Origin of the sequence: Paeniglutamicibacter terrestris (genome assembly GCF_012271785.1) — a bacterium.
Taxonomy (GTDB): domain Bacteria; phylum Actinomycetota; class Actinomycetes; order Actinomycetales; family Micrococcaceae; genus Paeniglutamicibacter; species Paeniglutamicibacter terrestris.
This window is the reverse complement of the sequence record NZ_JAAWVT010000002.1, coordinates 187,204-202,250: the sequence shown is the minus strand read 5'-3', so window position 1 is coordinate 202,250 and position 15,047 is coordinate 187,204. Positions and strand designations below refer to the sequence as shown.

Annotated in this window: 17 protein-coding genes; 9 read left to right on the top strand and 8 right to left on the bottom strand. The window is 59.9% G+C overall.

Annotated features, from left to right (window positions below):
- Positions 1–218 precede the first annotated feature (218 nt).
- On the bottom strand, positions 219–1,079 hold the full coding sequence (locus HED64_RS06690; RefSeq protein ID WP_168151298.1) for a PHP domain-containing protein: 861 nt from the start codon (positions 1,077–1,079) through the stop codon (positions 219–221).
- 189 nt (positions 1,080–1,268) lie between these two features.
- Here HED64_RS06690 and HED64_RS06685 point away from each other — a divergent pair, with 189 nt between their 5' ends.
- Positions 1,269–2,819, top strand: coding sequence for an aminopeptidase P family protein (locus HED64_RS06685; RefSeq protein WP_168151297.1), 1,551 nt, complete (start codon positions 1,269–1,271; stop codon positions 2,817–2,819).
- Between the two features lie 121 nt (positions 2,820–2,940).
- Here the strand turns inward: HED64_RS06685 and HED64_RS06680 are convergent, their stop codons facing one another.
- Positions 2,941–3,789 carry a YflT domain-containing protein gene (locus HED64_RS06680; RefSeq protein ID WP_210149338.1) on the bottom strand — a complete coding sequence of 283 codons (849 nt, stop codon included), beginning with the start codon at positions 3,787–3,789 and terminating at the stop codon, positions 2,941–2,943.
- A 138-nt stretch (positions 3,790–3,927) separates the two neighbouring features.
- Here HED64_RS06680 and HED64_RS06675 point away from each other — a divergent pair, with 138 nt between their 5' ends.
- The 3 genes from HED64_RS06675 to HED64_RS06665 are packed head-to-tail and all read left to right on the top strand — an operon-like array spanning position 3,928 to position 6,972.
- Complete coding sequence (locus HED64_RS06675; protein ID WP_168151296.1) at positions 3,928–5,238, top strand: magnesium transporter MgtE N-terminal domain-containing protein; 1,311 nt, start codon at positions 3,928–3,930, stop codon at positions 5,236–5,238.
- Positions 5,231–5,866, top strand: a complete 636-nt coding sequence (locus tag HED64_RS06670; protein WP_168151295.1) for a DUF1003 domain-containing protein — start codon at positions 5,231–5,233, stop codon at positions 5,864–5,866. Before HED64_RS06675 ends, HED64_RS06670 begins: the two co-directional genes overlap by 8 nt.
- On the top strand, positions 5,863–6,972 hold the full coding sequence (locus HED64_RS06665; protein WP_168151294.1) for a P-loop NTPase: 1,110 nt from the start codon (positions 5,863–5,865) through the stop codon (positions 6,970–6,972). The genes HED64_RS06670 and HED64_RS06665 overlap by 4 nt, the downstream gene beginning before the upstream one ends.
- A 151-nt stretch (positions 6,973–7,123) precedes the next feature.
- On the opposite strand, the gene HED64_RS06660 is transcribed toward HED64_RS06665, so the two are convergent.
- From HED64_RS06660 to sigE, 3 genes are all read right to left on the bottom strand, one after another.
- Positions 7,124–7,504: a sec-independent translocase gene (locus HED64_RS06660; RefSeq protein ID WP_168151460.1), complete on the bottom strand. Its 381-nt coding sequence runs from the start codon at positions 7,502–7,504 to the stop codon at positions 7,124–7,126.
- 45 nt (positions 7,505–7,549) lie between these two features.
- Complete coding sequence (locus tag HED64_RS06655; RefSeq protein WP_168151293.1) at positions 7,550–8,308, bottom strand: hypothetical protein; 759 nt, start codon at positions 8,306–8,308, stop codon at positions 7,550–7,552.
- A gap of 138 nt (positions 8,309–8,446) precedes the next feature.
- On the bottom strand, positions 8,447–9,061 hold the full coding sequence (gene sigE / locus HED64_RS06650) for an RNA polymerase sigma factor SigE (RefSeq protein ID WP_168151292.1): 615 nt from the start codon (positions 9,059–9,061) through the stop codon (positions 8,447–8,449).
- A gap of 179 nt (positions 9,062–9,240) precedes the next feature.
- Here sigE and HED64_RS06645 point away from each other — a divergent pair, with 179 nt between their 5' ends.
- The gene (locus HED64_RS06645; RefSeq protein ID WP_168151291.1) at positions 9,241–9,876 is read left to right on the top strand and encodes an O-methyltransferase; all 636 of its coding nucleotides are present in this window, start codon (positions 9,241–9,243) and stop codon (positions 9,874–9,876) included.
- Positions 9,877–9,998: 122 nt separating this feature from the next.
- Here the strand turns inward: HED64_RS06645 and HED64_RS06640 are convergent, their stop codons facing one another.
- The 3 genes from HED64_RS06640 to HED64_RS06630 form a co-directional block, all read right to left on the bottom strand.
- Positions 9,999–10,166, bottom strand: a complete 168-nt coding sequence (locus HED64_RS06640) for a DUF3117 domain-containing protein (RefSeq protein ID WP_132358477.1) — start codon at positions 10,164–10,166, stop codon at positions 9,999–10,001.
- Between the two features lie 109 nt (positions 10,167–10,275).
- Positions 10,276–10,518 carry a DivIVA domain-containing protein gene (locus HED64_RS06635; protein WP_245325786.1) on the bottom strand — a complete coding sequence of 81 codons (243 nt, stop codon included), beginning with the start codon at positions 10,516–10,518 and terminating at the stop codon, positions 10,276–10,278.
- A 155-nt stretch (positions 10,519–10,673) separates the two neighbouring features.
- Positions 10,674–11,462 (bottom strand): LOG family protein, encoded by a 789-nt coding sequence (locus HED64_RS06630; protein ID WP_168151290.1) that lies wholly within the window; start codon positions 11,460–11,462, stop codon positions 10,674–10,676.
- A gap of 123 nt (positions 11,463–11,585) precedes the next feature.
- On the opposite strand from HED64_RS06630, the gene HED64_RS06625 reads away from it, so the two are divergent.
- The 4 genes from HED64_RS06625 to HED64_RS06610 all read left to right on the top strand — a co-directional run bounded on the left by HED64_RS06625 (position 11,586) and on the right by HED64_RS06610 (position 14,921).
- Positions 11,586–12,362, top strand: coding sequence for an amino acid ABC transporter ATP-binding protein (locus tag HED64_RS06625; protein WP_168151289.1), 777 nt, complete (start codon positions 11,586–11,588; stop codon positions 12,360–12,362).
- 71 nt (positions 12,363–12,433) lie between these two features.
- Positions 12,434–13,258, top strand: a complete 825-nt coding sequence (locus HED64_RS06620; RefSeq protein ID WP_168151288.1) for a glutamate ABC transporter substrate-binding protein — start codon at positions 12,434–12,436, stop codon at positions 13,256–13,258.
- A 101-nt stretch (positions 13,259–13,359) separates the two neighbouring features.
- Positions 13,360–14,037, top strand: coding sequence for an amino acid ABC transporter permease (locus HED64_RS06615; protein ID WP_168151287.1), 678 nt, complete (start codon positions 13,360–13,362; stop codon positions 14,035–14,037).
- Entirely contained in the window at positions 14,034–14,921 is an 888-nt protein-coding gene (locus tag HED64_RS06610; protein WP_168151286.1) for an amino acid ABC transporter permease, read from the top strand. The genes HED64_RS06615 and HED64_RS06610 overlap by 4 nt, the downstream gene beginning before the upstream one ends.
- The last annotated feature ends 126 nt before the right edge of the window (positions 14,922–15,047 follow it).

Below are 15,047 nucleotides of genomic sequence, written 5' to 3'. Positions count from 1 at the left end.
TATTTTTTAGTACGCAATATTCAGAATTTACGGCCATCAAAGTTTTTTATGCGCCCAGCCGCCGCTCTCCAACGGTTCCATCCGTCGACCTAGAAAACCGTGACGATTGAAGGGCCGAACGCGCTCCGCCACCGGCAACCGTGCCGCTGAAGGACAACAAAAAAGCGCACCTTCTTCAACCCTTTGCGTGCATGAAGAAGGTGCGCTTGATACGTGTGCTAGCTCAAATCCGGCAAACCAACGGGTGCCGTTCCGGTGCCTGCGGCGACGATGCGTTCCATCATTTCTTTGCTGGTGAGATTTTCCCCCAAGCGATTCGGCTTGCCAGCACCGTGGTAATCGGAAGATCCCGTGACAATCAGGTCATGCTTCCGAGCCAACTCCCGGAGGTACTGCCTGCCCTCTTCGGGGTTGTCTCGATGCTCAATTTCGATACCGAGCAACCCTGCCGCGATCATCTCGTCAAAGGTTTCCTCGCCGACCACCCGCCCGCGGGCGGAAGCCACTGGATGAGCAAACACCGGAACTCCGCCGGCTTCGCGCACCAATTTCACCGCCGTGACCGGATCCATGGCATAGTGCCCCACGTAGTACCGAGAGCGAGCCGTGAGCACCTGTGCAAAAGCCTCGGTTCGAGTGCGCACTACCCCGGCAGTCACCAGCGCATCAGCGATGTGCGGCCGACCGATGGTAGCTCCGGGGGCAGAATGATGGGCGACCATGTCCCAATCCACCGGGTAGTCCTCGGCAAGCAGCTCCACCATGCGCCTTGCGCGAGTAATACGAGCATCACGGGCCTTACCGATTTCATCGAGCAGCCCCGCGTGGGTCGGATCATGCAGATAACTCAGCAGGTGAACGCTGATCCCAGCGGCGGTCTTGCAGGAAATTTCCATTCCCGGGACCAGCCCAATACCAAGTTCGAGTGCGGTGCGTGCCGCATCGGCCCACCCGGCAGTCTGGTCGTGGTCTGTCAGCGCCACGATGTCCAGACCCGCTGTCTTGGCCGAGGCTACTAGCGCGGCGGGTGGCTCAGTCCCGTCTGAAACATGTGAATGAGCATGGAGGTCGATTCGCATACATCTCAGCGTATCCCTCTTGCTTACCAACTGGCCGCTACGCACCGCTGGCTGGGGAGCGACAAATGCCCGTACTCCCAAGGCACAGCGGGTCCACTGCTTGGGCAATCCTGTCCGCTGCAACGCTCGTCGCACCGCTTTGAGCTCAACGCCTTGGTGTTCCTGCGTTTGCTTTGAGACGATAGGTCAATGAGTACTGATGCAACCACCACCACCGGCAGCGACCAGCCCCTCGAAGAGCGCGTGAACAACCGTTCCCAGCGCCCGAGCTCCGAGGCCTTCAAAACCTTCATGGCCTCCTCATGGGCGGCCGACACCTCCGAACTTCCCAGCAACGACGCGGTGGCACCCTTTGCCGCGGCCCGCCGTGCCGCGGTCTCCGCCCGTTTCCCCGGCGAGCGCCTGGTGATCCCGGCCGGACCGCGCAAGGTCCGCTCGAATGACACCGACTACCGCTTTCGCCCACACTCGGGTTTCGCACACCTAACCGGACTAGGTCTGGACCATGAGCCCGATGCAGTACTGATCATGGAACCCACCGCCGAGGGTGCCGGTGACAACGGATCAAATCACCAAGCAACCCTTTACTTCTCCCCCATGGCCGGACGAGACTCCGAAGAATTCTATTCCAGCGCCAGCACCGGAGAATTTTGGATTGGCCCGCGGCCGACGCTGCCCCTACTTCAGGCGCGTCTGGGCCTGAAGACCGCGGATCTTAGTGGCCTCGAGGTTGCCATCACCAAAAACGCCGGCGTCGTGGAGTTCGGCGGCATGCGTCTTCGCCTGCTGCGCGAAGTTGATATGAACTGCGACGCACTGGTTGATACATCCCGCATCAATACCGGGGTCGATCTGGAGATTTCAGATAACCTCGACGGCGAACTCACCGAGGCCCTGAGTGAAATCCGCCTCGTCAAGGACGAATGGGAAATTGCCGAACTCAAAAAGTCGGTAGCTGCCACCATCAACGGCTTCCACGACGTGGTGCGCTCCCTTGACCGCGCGGTCACCCACGAGCGCGGCGAACGCGTGGTGGAGGGCGCTTTCTTCGCCCGCGCCCGTGAAGAAGGAAACGACTTGGGTTATGACACCATCGCGGCGGCCGGAAATAACGCCACGGTGCTGCACTGGATCAACAACAACGGCAAGGTCAACGAGGGCGACCTGCTCTTGCTTGACGCCGGTGTAGAGGCAGAATCCCTCTACACTGCCGATATCACCCGCACACTGCCCATCAATGGCAAGTACTCCGAGGTTCAGGCCAAGATTTACCAGGCGGTGCTTGACGCCTCGGAGGCGGCCTTCGCCGTCGCCAAGCCGGGAACCAAGTTCCGTGATCTGCACACCGCCGCGCTCACCGTCTTGGCCCAGAACCTTGATGCATGGGGCCTGCTTCCCGTCTCGCTTGAAGAGGCACTCTCCCCGGAGGGACAGCAGCACCGCCGCTGGATGCCGCACGGCACCAGCCACCACCTGGGCCTGGATGTGCATGACTGCGCGCAGGCCAAAGCGGAGCTTTACCTTGACGGTGTCCTGGAGGAGGGCATGGTCTTCACCATCGAACCGGGTCTGTACTTCAAGAACGAAGACTTGGCCGTGCCAGCGGAGTACCGCGGTATCGGTGTTCGCATCGAGGACGACATCCTGATCACCAAGGACGGGGCGGTAAACCTCTCCGCGGAACTGCCACGGACCCCTGAGGCTGTTGAAGCTTGGATGGCCGATCTCCGCAAGGCCTAAGCCCTGCGCGGGGCCTCCCGCTCATGCACCAGATGCGCCGATGGCGGTCACCTTCCGTACCGGGAAGTGACCGCCATCGGCGTTTCGTGCTGATTGTTGCGACGGCCGGAGCCGTGGAGAACTAGTTGTTCTTTTCCGCGCGGTTCTCTTCTTTCACGGAAGTGTCCGTCGGCTCATCGCTAGCCGTCGTCCGGGCCGCGGAGTCCGCTTCGTTTTCGGCGTCGTTCACGGCCTCGGGCGACTTGTCCGCTGCGGACTCGGTCTCTGGGACTGGAACGGCCGCGGGGTGCTCATCTTGGATGCGAATGCCAAATTGTGGGCGTCCGTCGGGCAAATCCGAATAGCTTCCGGTGGCCGAGGTCTCCGGTGTCGCGGCGGTAGGAGCTGCCGTTGCGGCGGGCGCTGCGGCGGGTGCCGTGGGGGGCTGCTGTGCGGCCGGAGCATGGTGCGCACCTACTCCCGCGTCGGCGGCCATCTGGCTCATCGGCAACTTGGCGGCCAGTGCACGGGCAGCATGAGCATGGCTGAAGGCGACCACCACGTCGTAGTTGGTCGCCAGCACCTGCGACTGCGAGGCAAAGTCACGCTTACCGCGACGAAATGAATAGCTCACCACGCCCACCAGCATCCAGATGGCCATGCCGATGCCTACGGAGGACAGGATCTGCGCCAGCGGGTTGGAACCGGGAGAGAAGATGGTCAGCACCAAGCCGACGAAGATGCCGAACATCGCACCCTGCGCCGCGCCGGCCAGGGCAACCTTCGGATAGCTGAGTTTGGCGGTTACGCGCTCCACCGACTTCAGATCATTTCCCACGATGGTCAGGTGGCTGACGGGGAAATCGTTGTCGGCCAGGTAGTCCACCACCTTCTGCGCGTCCAGGTACGTGCTGTAACGCCCCAAAAGTTCGCCGCGCGGCAAACCAAGCGTGTTCGAGTTGGACGGGGAAGCACCAAGTGGGGATGACATATATCCATTGTGCACGCTCCACGGCCAGAAGCTGGGCCTTGATCGCTGAAGGTGAAAGATCAACACGTTGCCCGACGTCTCACTCAACACAAGCTCCAAACTGCTCCGGGGCGCGATACAGGCAGTAGCCTAGATGACGTGAGCAGCAATTCTTCGAAGATCTTCATCGCACGTTTGTTGGGCCTGGACGTCTTTGACCCCTTGGGCGATCGTCTGGGCCGTCTGCGCGACGTCGTAGTTGTCGCGCGTCTGGTCTCCAAACCCGCCCAATGTGTCGGCGTGGTGGTTGAGGTGCCCGGAAAACGGCGCGTTTTTGTGCCCATGACGCGTATCCAAGCCATGGACGCCGGACAGATCATCTGTTCTGGTCTGGTCAACATGCGCCGCTTCCAACAACGCGGCGCCGAAATTCTTGCTGCCGCCGAACTCTTTGACCGACGGGTGATGTTCGAAGATGGCAGCGGCAATGCCGTGGTCGAAGACATTGGCCTGGCCCAAGCCCGAAACGGGGATTGGATCGTCTCGGACTACTATGTGCGCCGCGGTGCACCAACCACCGGTCTGCTGAGCTTGCGCCGCACCCGTGGGGAACGACTGCTGGTGCCGTGGGACGCGATTGAGCACACCGCGCTGCACGAACCCCAGGCCGCTAGCACCTACGTCGCAACCCACGACGAGATGAAGCCTGCCGACTTCGCCGATGCGCTGCATGAGATGAATCAGAAGCGTCGAGTTGAGGTCGCCTCCGAGCTGCAAGATGAGCGACTGGCCGACGTGCTCCAGGAGATGCCCGACGAAGAACAGGTCCAGATCATCTCCGCGCTGGACATGGAACGCGCCGCCGACGTCCTGGAGGAGATGGACCCGGACGACGCCGCGGATCTCCTCGGAGAGCTCTCCGAAGACACCAAACACGCGTTGCTTGAACTCATGGAGCCCGAGGACGCGCGCGATGTGCGCCGCCTGCTCTCCTACCCCGAGGGAACCGCCGGATCGATGATGACCCCGGTCCCGGTGATCCTCTCCCCCGAAGCCACCGTCGCCGAGGCGCTGGCCTCGGTGCGTCGCGAGGAGCTGAGCCCCGCGCTGGCCTCCACCGTCTTTGTGACCCGCCCTCCGCTGGAGACCCCCACCGGTCGCTACCTGGGTGCCGTACACATTCAGGCGCTGCTGCGCACCCCGCCGCCGGAGTCCCTCGGCAACATTCTTGACTCGGATGTTGAACCCATTGCCGATATGGCGAATGTCGCCGAGGTAGCGCGCACGCTGGCCAGCTACAACCTGACATCGTTGGCCGTGGTGAACAGTGATGGCCGATTGGTCGGTGCTGTCACGGTTGATGACGTGCTAGATCACATATTGCCCGAGGACTGGCGTACTCATGATGACATTCACGATGAGAGCACGGCCGAGCCACAACCACCAGTGAACGGAGCTTCGCATGGCTGAGAAGCGCCAAGTGTCCACCGGCCTTGACACTCCCATGTCCGCCCGCGGACGCTTCTTCCCACGCTTTTCCCCGAACCCGGACAGGTTCGGTTCAAGCACGGAGAAATTCGCGCGGTTCATGGGCACCCCGCAATTCCTTTTCTACATGACCATCTTCTGTGTGTTCTGGCTGATCTGGAACATCTTCGCCCCGGAGGCCTGGAGATTTGACTCCGCTGCCCTGGGCTTCACGGCACTGACGCTGATGCTCTCGCTGCAGGCCTCCTACGCGGCACCCTTGCTGCTGCTGGCACAGAACCGGCAGGATGACCGGGACCGGGTTTCGCTTTCCGAGGACCGCGGCCGCGCCGAGCGCAACCTCTCGGACACCGAGTACCTCACCCGTGAACTCGCCGCCCTGCGCATTGCCCTGCGCGATGTGGCAACCCGTGACTATGTGCGCTCCGAACTGCGTTCCGCCCTGGAGGATCTGCTAGAAACGTCCGACGGTGAGGAGCTGAAGCTACGCGCCAAGCCGGCCAAGCCCTCCAAACGCAAGGACCGTTCAGCGCCTAACACCGGACTGATGCCGCAGGTCTCCCCCGAATCCAAGCGCAAGCAACACCCCAAGAAGAACGAGAACCCATGACCATCGAGCCTCGGCTCCTTGAAGCTCTCTCCCGCGTCCAAGATCCAGAACTGCGCCGCCCCATCACCGAACTGGGCATGGTCGACTCCGCGACACTGAGCAATGGCACGGCCAAGGTACGCGTGCTGCTCACCATTGCCGGCTGCCCGATGCGTTCCACCATCGAGGCGGATGTTGATGCGGCGCTTCGCGCGGTGGCCGAGGTCCAGCACGTTGAACTGACCCTGGGCGTGATGAGTCCAGAGCAACGCGCCGAACTCCGCGAGTCATTGGTCAGCCGCAGCATCCCATTTTCTGACCCCGCCTCACTGACGCGCGTCATTTCCATCGCCAGCGGCAAGGGCGGAGTGGGCAAGTCATCACTGACCGCCAATCTTGCCTGCGCCATGGCCACCGACGGGCTGCGCGTGGGCCTGATCGATGCCGATGTACACGGCTTCTCCATCCCGGGCTTGCTCGGCATCCCGCATGCCTCTCCCACGAGGGTTGATGAGATGATTCTGCCGCCGGTGGCCCACGGGGTGAAGGTCATTTCGATCGGCATGTTCGTTCCGGACAACAAGCCGGTGATCTGGCGTGGGCCGATGCTGCACCGGGCATTGGAACAGTTCCTCACCGATGTCCACTTCGGCGATCTGGATGTGCTGCTGCTGGATTTGCCCCCGGGTACCGGGGATATCGCCATTTCCGTCTCCCAGCTGCTGCCGGGCTCCGAGCTGGTGGTGATCACCACGCCGCAGGCTGCTGCGGCTCAGGTCGCCGAGCGTGCTGGATCCATCGCCGTATCGACCGGGCAGAAGGTCATCGGAGTCATCGAAAACATGAGCTGGCTGCAATTGCCCGATGGTTCCACCATGGAGGTCTTCGGCTCCGGCGGCGGAATGGAACTGGCGCACCGTCTGGAGCTGGTCTTGGGAACCGAGGTACCCCTGCTGGGACAGGTGGCGCTGGACCCGATGCTGCGCGCCGGCGGGGATAAAGGCATTCCGCTGGTCATTTCTCATCCCGAGGCACCCGCAGCTCTGCAGATCACCGCCATTGCGCGTGCTCTGACGCATCGCCCTCGTGGTCTAGCGGGACGTCCCTTGGGAGTTAGTCCCCGCTAGGCCCTGGATGAGCCCTCCGGGCCTCAGGGACCCACGGGCTTGCATTTACCGGATGCCGGGTCTGCGACACAGTAATGGCGGCAACCCTCATCGGGGATGCCGCCATTATCGATTTAATAAGGCTTTCGTGCCGCCGAAGACGTGGTGAGGCTTAGGTGGCCTCGTTGTCGAAGGGAGCCGGTTCGTTCACAGCCAAGCGCGTAATCTGCTTAGTGCCCACGGCACGCTGTTGAACCGCCGTAACGGGGGTTTCTTTAATTGCGCTCACGGCATCTTCGAAGTCATCGAGCAACGCTTCCTTGATGATCTTGCGTGGGTCGTACTGCCGCGGATCAAGTTTTTTCCAGTCCAAGTCGACGATGTCATCGCCCACCTCGTCGCGCAATTTCTCCTTGGCACCGGTGGCCATGCGACGAAGCTCTTTCACGAGCCGGGCCAGCTGGGCGGCATACTCGGGAAGCTTTTCAGGTCCCAAGATTACGACGGCCAAAATGGCAAGCACCAGCAGTTCACTGCCATTAATTCCGAACAACACCCTTGAAGACTCCCTGTTTTCACACTTGGCCAGGATCTCAGCTTACTGGAAGTCCAGCACCATCAACCGCGAGAACCCCCGCAATAGGCGCTGCGAATAGTCCTCGGACGAAGAATCGAGGGACATGACCCGCGTATGCTCTCCCACCACTAGTCGCTGCAGGATTTTTTCTATGTCGGCCTTGGTTAGGCTGGTGGTGATCCGATACTTCACATCCTCGAGCTGAAGCGTCGCCGTTCCATCGTCATAGGTGACTGCGGCCCCCGCCTTGCCACCGAGTCGATGACCCAATTCGGTCAGCATGCCGGAGGTCGGGTCCAGGCTTGCTTTGGCGGCCTTGGCCGTGGGAATCACTGTTTTTGGATTCTCGGTCACGCTGCGGATTTCGGAGATCTCAACGGTGTCCTTGCCATCGCCTAGGAGCAGCGTCACTGTGGCTTGGCCCTTCTTCAGTGTTCCCGTGGCAGAGGTGAGGCCGAAGCCTGTTGCGTCGATGACGGGGCAGGTCCAGCCGGCCTGGCGCAGCGCGCTGAGCGATTGGGTGTCAAGGCTCCGCTCGGACACGCTCCACGATTCTGCGGGATCGCTCGTGGGGGCCAGCCGCGCGGCGGGCGCTCCCAAGATCCAAGAAAGCCCCGCGATGGTCCCCAGCAGGGCAAAAGTCAGCAGCAACACCGTGGTGGGAACGATGGCGTGGTATCGGCTTTTGTGGGACCGGTTGTCGACCGGCATCGCATAGTGCGTTCCCAGAAGGGTTTGTGCGCTCAGTGGCGTTTGCTCCGAATTTCGCGAACCGGTCATGGATCGGTTCCGCGCGGCGTCCAGTTCCTTGCCACACGGTTCGCAACGGAGCACGTGCCGTTCCAGCGATCGGGTACGGTGTCGGCCCAATCGACCATCAACGTACTCCCCCATCCACGCAACGTGACGATGCATACCCTAACGCACTCCCGTGATCGTCCGCCGGATCTTCGGTAGCGAAACCGTCGCTGTCGGCCGCACTGCGGGGTTGCGGTGCGCAAGCTTCTCGCGCAGCATTCCTCGACCTCGGTGAATGCGCGAGCGCACCGTTCCAAGCTTGACGTTCAAGGCCTCCGCAACTTCCTCATAAGAAAGTCCCTCGAGATCGCAGAGCACCACTGCTGCACGGAATTCTGGGCTCAGAGCCTCGAGAGCAGCCTGAATATCTACATCGAGATTGTTGTATTCGAAGCTGCGTTCCGGCCCCGGTGCCGTGCCGGGAATCTTCGCCTCAGCATCCTCGGCCAGCCCATCAAAACGAATACGGGACTTACGTCGCGCCTGATCCAAGAACAGGTTGGTGGTGATGCGGTGAAGCCATCCGCCGATCGTGCCCGGAACAAAGGTGTCGAGCGAACGGAAGACGCGTACAAAGGTTTCCTGTGCCAAATCCTCGGCATCCTGCCGGTTACCGGTCAGGCGGTAGGCCAAGCGGTAGACGCGCGGGGCATGGTCCCTGACAACTTCATCCCACGTTGGCACGGTGTGCTCAAGGATGTGGTCGGGGTCCGGCGACGCGGCGGCTGAAGACAAATGAGAAACATTCACAGTGACCAGTTTGTCGCAGGAGCCTGAGGGGAAGCTGAACGCTGCCTGTGTTTGACCCACGCATACTTCATCTCAACCGCCTCTCCCGCGAGGATAAGATGGTCCTACGGCTGATAGCCTCAAGGTTTCCGCCCCACCACCTTCAAAGGATTTGCCGTAAAGCCATGAACCTGGACATCTTTAGCAGCTTGACCTATTCACAAGCACAGGCGCAAGAAGATTCGGTACTCGAACGGGCCCGTGAACGCGGACGCGAGCTAGGTGTTGAGTCGGTCGGAGCTTCTACTGCCAACCTCCTGACGGTCCTCGCAACGATCAGCGGTGCCCGAAACATGGTGGAGATCGGAACGGGCGTCGGCGTCTCGGGAACCAGTTTTCTCCGCGGCGCCGGGAAACAAGCGGCATTAACTACCATCGACATCGATGTGGACCATTTGGCGGCGGCCCGCGAAGCATTCCGCGAGGCAGGTGTTGATGGTTCAAGGACGCGCGTGATTTCCGGTCGCGCTCAGGACGTACTACCTCGGCTGACCGATGGCGCCTACGACTTAGTGTTCATCGATGCCGATAAAGACCATCTGACCGAGTACGCAACTCAGGCCATCCGGCTGGTGCGTATTGGCGGATTGATCATCATGCACGACGCCTTTGATCAGCACCGCGTTGCCAAGCCGGCCGTGCGCCGGCCCAGCACCGTGGCCACGCGAAACGCCACCCGGTTGCTTCGTGAGGACGAGCGCTTCTCCACGACCTTGATCCCGACCGGGCTTGGCCTGCAATTGGCTGCACGTATCAGCTAGCCCACGGGCGCCTGGCTCACAGGTTCACGAAGTAGCGGTATTTTCGGCTTAAGCACTCATGGGGCGGGGACCCGGTCGTAAATGACCGAGTCTCCGCCCCATGGCGTTCAGACGCAGTAGTTCTACTCCGTGGCGCCAACCAAGCAGTCCCGCAGCTGTGCGGCTTCATCGGCATTAAGCTCAACAACCAGACGTCCGCCACCGTCAATCGGTACACGCATAATCAGGCTACGGCCTTCCTTGGTGACTTCCATCGGACCATCCCCGGTACGTGGTTTCATCGCAGCCATTAGCGCTGTTCCTTTTCATTTGAGGTGAAGGGCTTGTGGCCCCGCACCCGTGATGGGTTAATTGGCGAATCCGGAAAATCAAGATCCACTTTCAACTTGCTACTCTCTATTATTCCGAAGAATCGCTCGTGTTGCTAATCACAGCCACTTTTCCGTGTGCCGCGATGACCTCATGCAACCTGTCCAGCTCCGCCGAAAGCGCATCCAGCACCTCGTCAACTTGGTCGCAGCGGTAGCCTCGAAGTCCCAGCGAAAAGCTCACGGAATCAACGTCCGCGGCCACGGGCTCGGAAGGCAGAAGCACCGGAGGCAAGCTCGCCACGGGTTCTACGAGACCGTGGATCGGACCCATCGGTTGTTCAAATCGGCGACCGCTCGGGGATCTGTGGTTACGTTTTGTTCCAACACTCAGTAAGACGGCGCCACCCAAAACAAGAATGGCAATCACCAGCAACATGTAAACCAAAGTGAACTCCTTTAGTTCCCTCGAAAGGGGCTCAGTACTTCTTAATCTGCCGCGACAAAGCCATTGGGACGAGCAGAGTTCACCACAATGTCCACTGCCTCCTCAACGCTGTCGGTGAGGTGGATCAGCTCGAGGTCAGCAACGGAGATGGCCCCCTCTTCCGCGACGGTGTTGCGCAACCATTCCAGCAGCGGGGCCCAGTACGAGGTGCCCATCAGGACGATCGGGAAGCCAGTGACCTTTTCGGTCTGCACCAGGGTCAACGCCTCAAAGAGTTCATCGAGGGTCCCGTAACCACCGGGAAGCACAATGAACCCTTGCGAGTACTTAACGAACATGGTTTTGCGGGCAAAGAAGTAACGGAAGTTGATGCCAAGATCTACCCACTCATTAAGTCCAGTCTCGAAGGGCAGCTCGATTCCCAGACCAACGGAAATTCCACCACCGGCGACGGCACCCTTGTTGGCCGCCTCCATGGCTCCGGGACCACCTCCGGTAATCACAGCCACTCCGGCGGCAGCAATCAGTTCACCGATCTTCTCCGCCTGGGTATAGCGCTCGGATCCCCGCTTCGTCCTAGCCGATCCGAAAACGCTGATCGCCGGGCCGAGGCCAGCCAACGCTCCGAATCCTTCAACAAACTCGCTCTGGATCCTCAAGACCCTCCACGGGTCGGTATGTGTGAAATCTTGATCTTCACGCGTATCGAGTAAATAACTATCCGATTGTTCGGTATTGGCCTGCGAATGACGCAAGACCACCGAGCCCTTACGTCGGGCTGGGTCCGGCAGTGAATCGAAGTTCTTGGGGCTTGGGTTCTGGCGACGCATGCCAACCACTGTATCGGTTTTGCACGATCCGACTGGTCGGGCCGCAAATCATTTCTGCAAAGATTTGGCATCATCCCCCCAAAAGCGGGCGTGAAGGCGATCACTTCCGCTAGTGTTCTTCTCATGAGTACCGAATCCCACTCGAATAGCGCTAAGTCGGACCTGACCCCAATCGTCAAGTTGTCCGCTGTAAACAAGCACTACGGCCCTCTGCATGTTCTTCAGAACATCAACCTCGAAGTCACCAAGGGTGAAGTCGTTGTTGTCTTGGGCCCCTCCGGCTCAGGAAAGTCGACCCTGTGCCGAACCATCAATCGTCTGGAGACCATCGACACCGGTTCCATCGAGATTGACGGCAAGGTGTTGCCCGAAGAAGGCAAGATGCTGGCAAACCTCCGAGCCGATGTCGGCATGGTGTTCCAGTCATTCAACCTCTTCGCACACAAGTCAATCTTGGAAAATGTGACTCTCGGGCCGATTAAGGTCAAGGGCATGAAAAAAGCCGAAGCCGACAAGCTTGCGCTTTCCTTGTTGGAACGCGTTGGCGTTGCCAATCAGAAAGACAAGCTTCCTGCCCAGCTTTCGGGAGGTCAGCAACAGCGTGTCGCCATCGCTCGAGCCCTGGCCATGCGCCCGAAGGTCATGCTTTTTGATGAACCAACCTCGGCACTTGACCCGGAAATGATCAACGAGGTCCTTGACACCATGGTCGGTCTGGCCAAGGAAGGCATGACCATGATCGTGGTAACTCACGAGATGGGCTTCGCCCGCAAGGCAGCGGATCGCGTGATCTTTATGGCCGACGGTCAAATCGTCGAAGAAGCGACACCTCAGCAGTTCTTCACCAACCCGCAAAGTGCCCGTGCCAAGGACTTCCTCGGCAAACTCATCACTAACTGAGCGACCACCAGCTTTCTTCGCTCGATGGACGCAAACTTCACTCGCACTGATGAACATAACAAGGAGAAACGATGCGTAAGTCCCGCATTTCAGCAGTAGCAGCCATGGCGGCAGTCGCGGCATTGGCACTCACCGGTTGCGGTGGATCAGGCGGCAATGAGTCGTCGGACAAGATCAAGATCGGCATCAAGTTCGACCAGCCAGGCGTTGGCTACAAAGACGGCAACGATTACAAGGGATTCGATGTTGACGTCGCCAAATACGTCGCCAATGAGCTCGGCTTCCCGGCCGACAAGATTGAGTTCATCTCAACTCCGTCGGCCAACCGTGAAACTGCTCTGCAGAACAATCAGGTTGACATGATCTTCGCTTCCTACTCGATTACTGACAAGCGTAAGGAATCCGTCGCATTCGCCGGCCCGTACCTCGTCGCTGGCCAGGACCTTCTGGTTCCCGCCGATTCGACCATCACTGGCCCGGAAGAGCTCAACGGCAAGAACCTGTGCTCGGTCACGGGCTCGACCTCGGCGCAGAAGATCAAGGATCAATTCGCCACCGGTGTGAACCTGCAGGAGCAGGCCGGATACGCGGAATGCCTCGGCGGCATGGGCGGCGGCACCATCGACGCTGTGACCACAGATGACATCATCCTGGCTGGCCTGGCAGCGCAGCCGGCCAACGCCGGCAAGTTCAAGGTTGTTGGAAACACCTTCTCCGAAGAAAAGTACGGAGTTGGCCTGAACAAGGAATCCGACAAGTGTGAAGCCATCAACACCGCGATCACCAAGATGATCACCTCCGGTGAGTGGAAGAAGGCCATTGAGGCCAACACCGCGGGCACCGGCTTCACGCCGAATGCCAAGACCAACCCGCCCAAGATGGATGCCTGCGCCTAACCAACGCGTCAGTTACCTAGAGTGTGTGCCTCCGTCATTGATGGAGGCACACACCGTTCTACCGATTCGGTCCCTTCGACCGCTGAAATCGAGGCAGATTAATGGAGAACTATCTCTCCCTGTTCACCGAGTACAACATTCCGGCAGCTTTTTGGGTCAATATCCAGCTGACCTTCTGGGCAGCCATCGGCGCCATGGTGCTGGGCACCATTCTTGCGATGATGCGCATCTCACCGGTTCGCAGCTTTGTGACTTTCGGTGCCGGCTACGTGAACATCATCCGCAACACCCCGTTGACCATCATCTTGCTCTTCGGTGTTCTTGCCCTATACAACCAGCTGGGCTTCACGCTCGCGGCTGACTTCAACCAGAACTTCTTCAACTTGGCAGTGATGGGCCTGGCGATCTACCACGCAGCTTTCGTTTGCGAGGCAATTCGCTCGGGAGTCAACACCGTTCCCGTCGGCCAGGCCGAGGCAGCACGAGCCATTGGGCTAAGCTTCCTTCCCGCTGCGCGTGAAGTAATCTTGCCTCAGGCATTGCGTGGCTCGATTGTTCCGCTAGGCAACGTGCTGATCGCGCTGATCAAGAACTCCACCGTCGCGGCCGTGAGTTCGGTGGCCATCGAGGCGTCGTCCGTCATGAAAACGATGCTCGAGTTCCGCGGTGACATGATCATCCCGATCTTCGCAACCTTCGCGGTCGGGTTCGTCATTATCATCATCCCGGTGGGTCTGCTGACCACTTGGCTTTCTAAGAAATTGGCGGTGGCCCGATGAGCGCATCAGTTCTCTTTGATACTCCCGGCCCGAAGGCCAAACAACGCATCCTGCTGATCAACATCATTGGCACCCTACTCATCGTGGGTCTGCTTTACCTGGTGATCTCCGGTCTTGCGGCCAAGGGGCAGATGGACGGCTCATTGTGGGCCTCGCTGTTCACCTCCAACGCGTGGGTCAACTTCCTGCTCCCCGGTCTGCTGAACACCCTGAAGGCGGCCGGACTTGGCATCGTCCTCTCGGTCGCGTTCGGTCTGATCTTCGGCATGGGATTGCTGGCCGAGATCAAGGCCTTGCGCTGGTTCTCCACCGTCGTGGTGGAATTCTTCCGTGCAGTACCGGTGTTGTTGATGATCGTGTTCTTCAACATCTTGCTCTCCCGCACCGGCGTCGTTGACGGCACCGATGCACCGTACTGGGCAGTGGTCATTTCGCTGATGCTCTACAACGGTTCCGTCGTCGCCGAATTGGTACGTTCCGGTGTCCGGAACTTGCCTAAGGGTCAGCGTGAAGCCGGCATCGCGATCGGCTTGACCGGCACCCAGTCATTGCGCCTGATCGAAATTCCGCAGGCTCTGGTGGCCATGCTGCCGGCGCTGATCGGCCAGTTCGTGGTGATCTTGAAGGACTCCGCACTGGGCTACATCATCGGCTTCACGGAGTTCTTGTTCTACGCACGTACCTTCGCCTCGGCCAACGGCAACATGCTGCAGGCCCTGCTGGTTGCTGCGGCAGTGTTCATCCTGATCAACTTCGCCCTGAGCAAGTTGGCGGAATTCGTTTCACGCCGCCTCAGCAGCCGGATGCCGAACGAGAAGCCGGCAGCGCCAGAAGCTGACGCTCTGCTTCCGCTGGCAGTACCCCCGGGCGACGGAACGAAGTAAGCACGAACATCGTTCGCCGCGTTTAGCACAACGTACAAGAATGCCGCCATCCCCTTCCCGGGGATGGCGGCATTTTTATGCAGTGTGCGATTTAGTCACCGATTCCGATGACACTGGGCTAGGGGA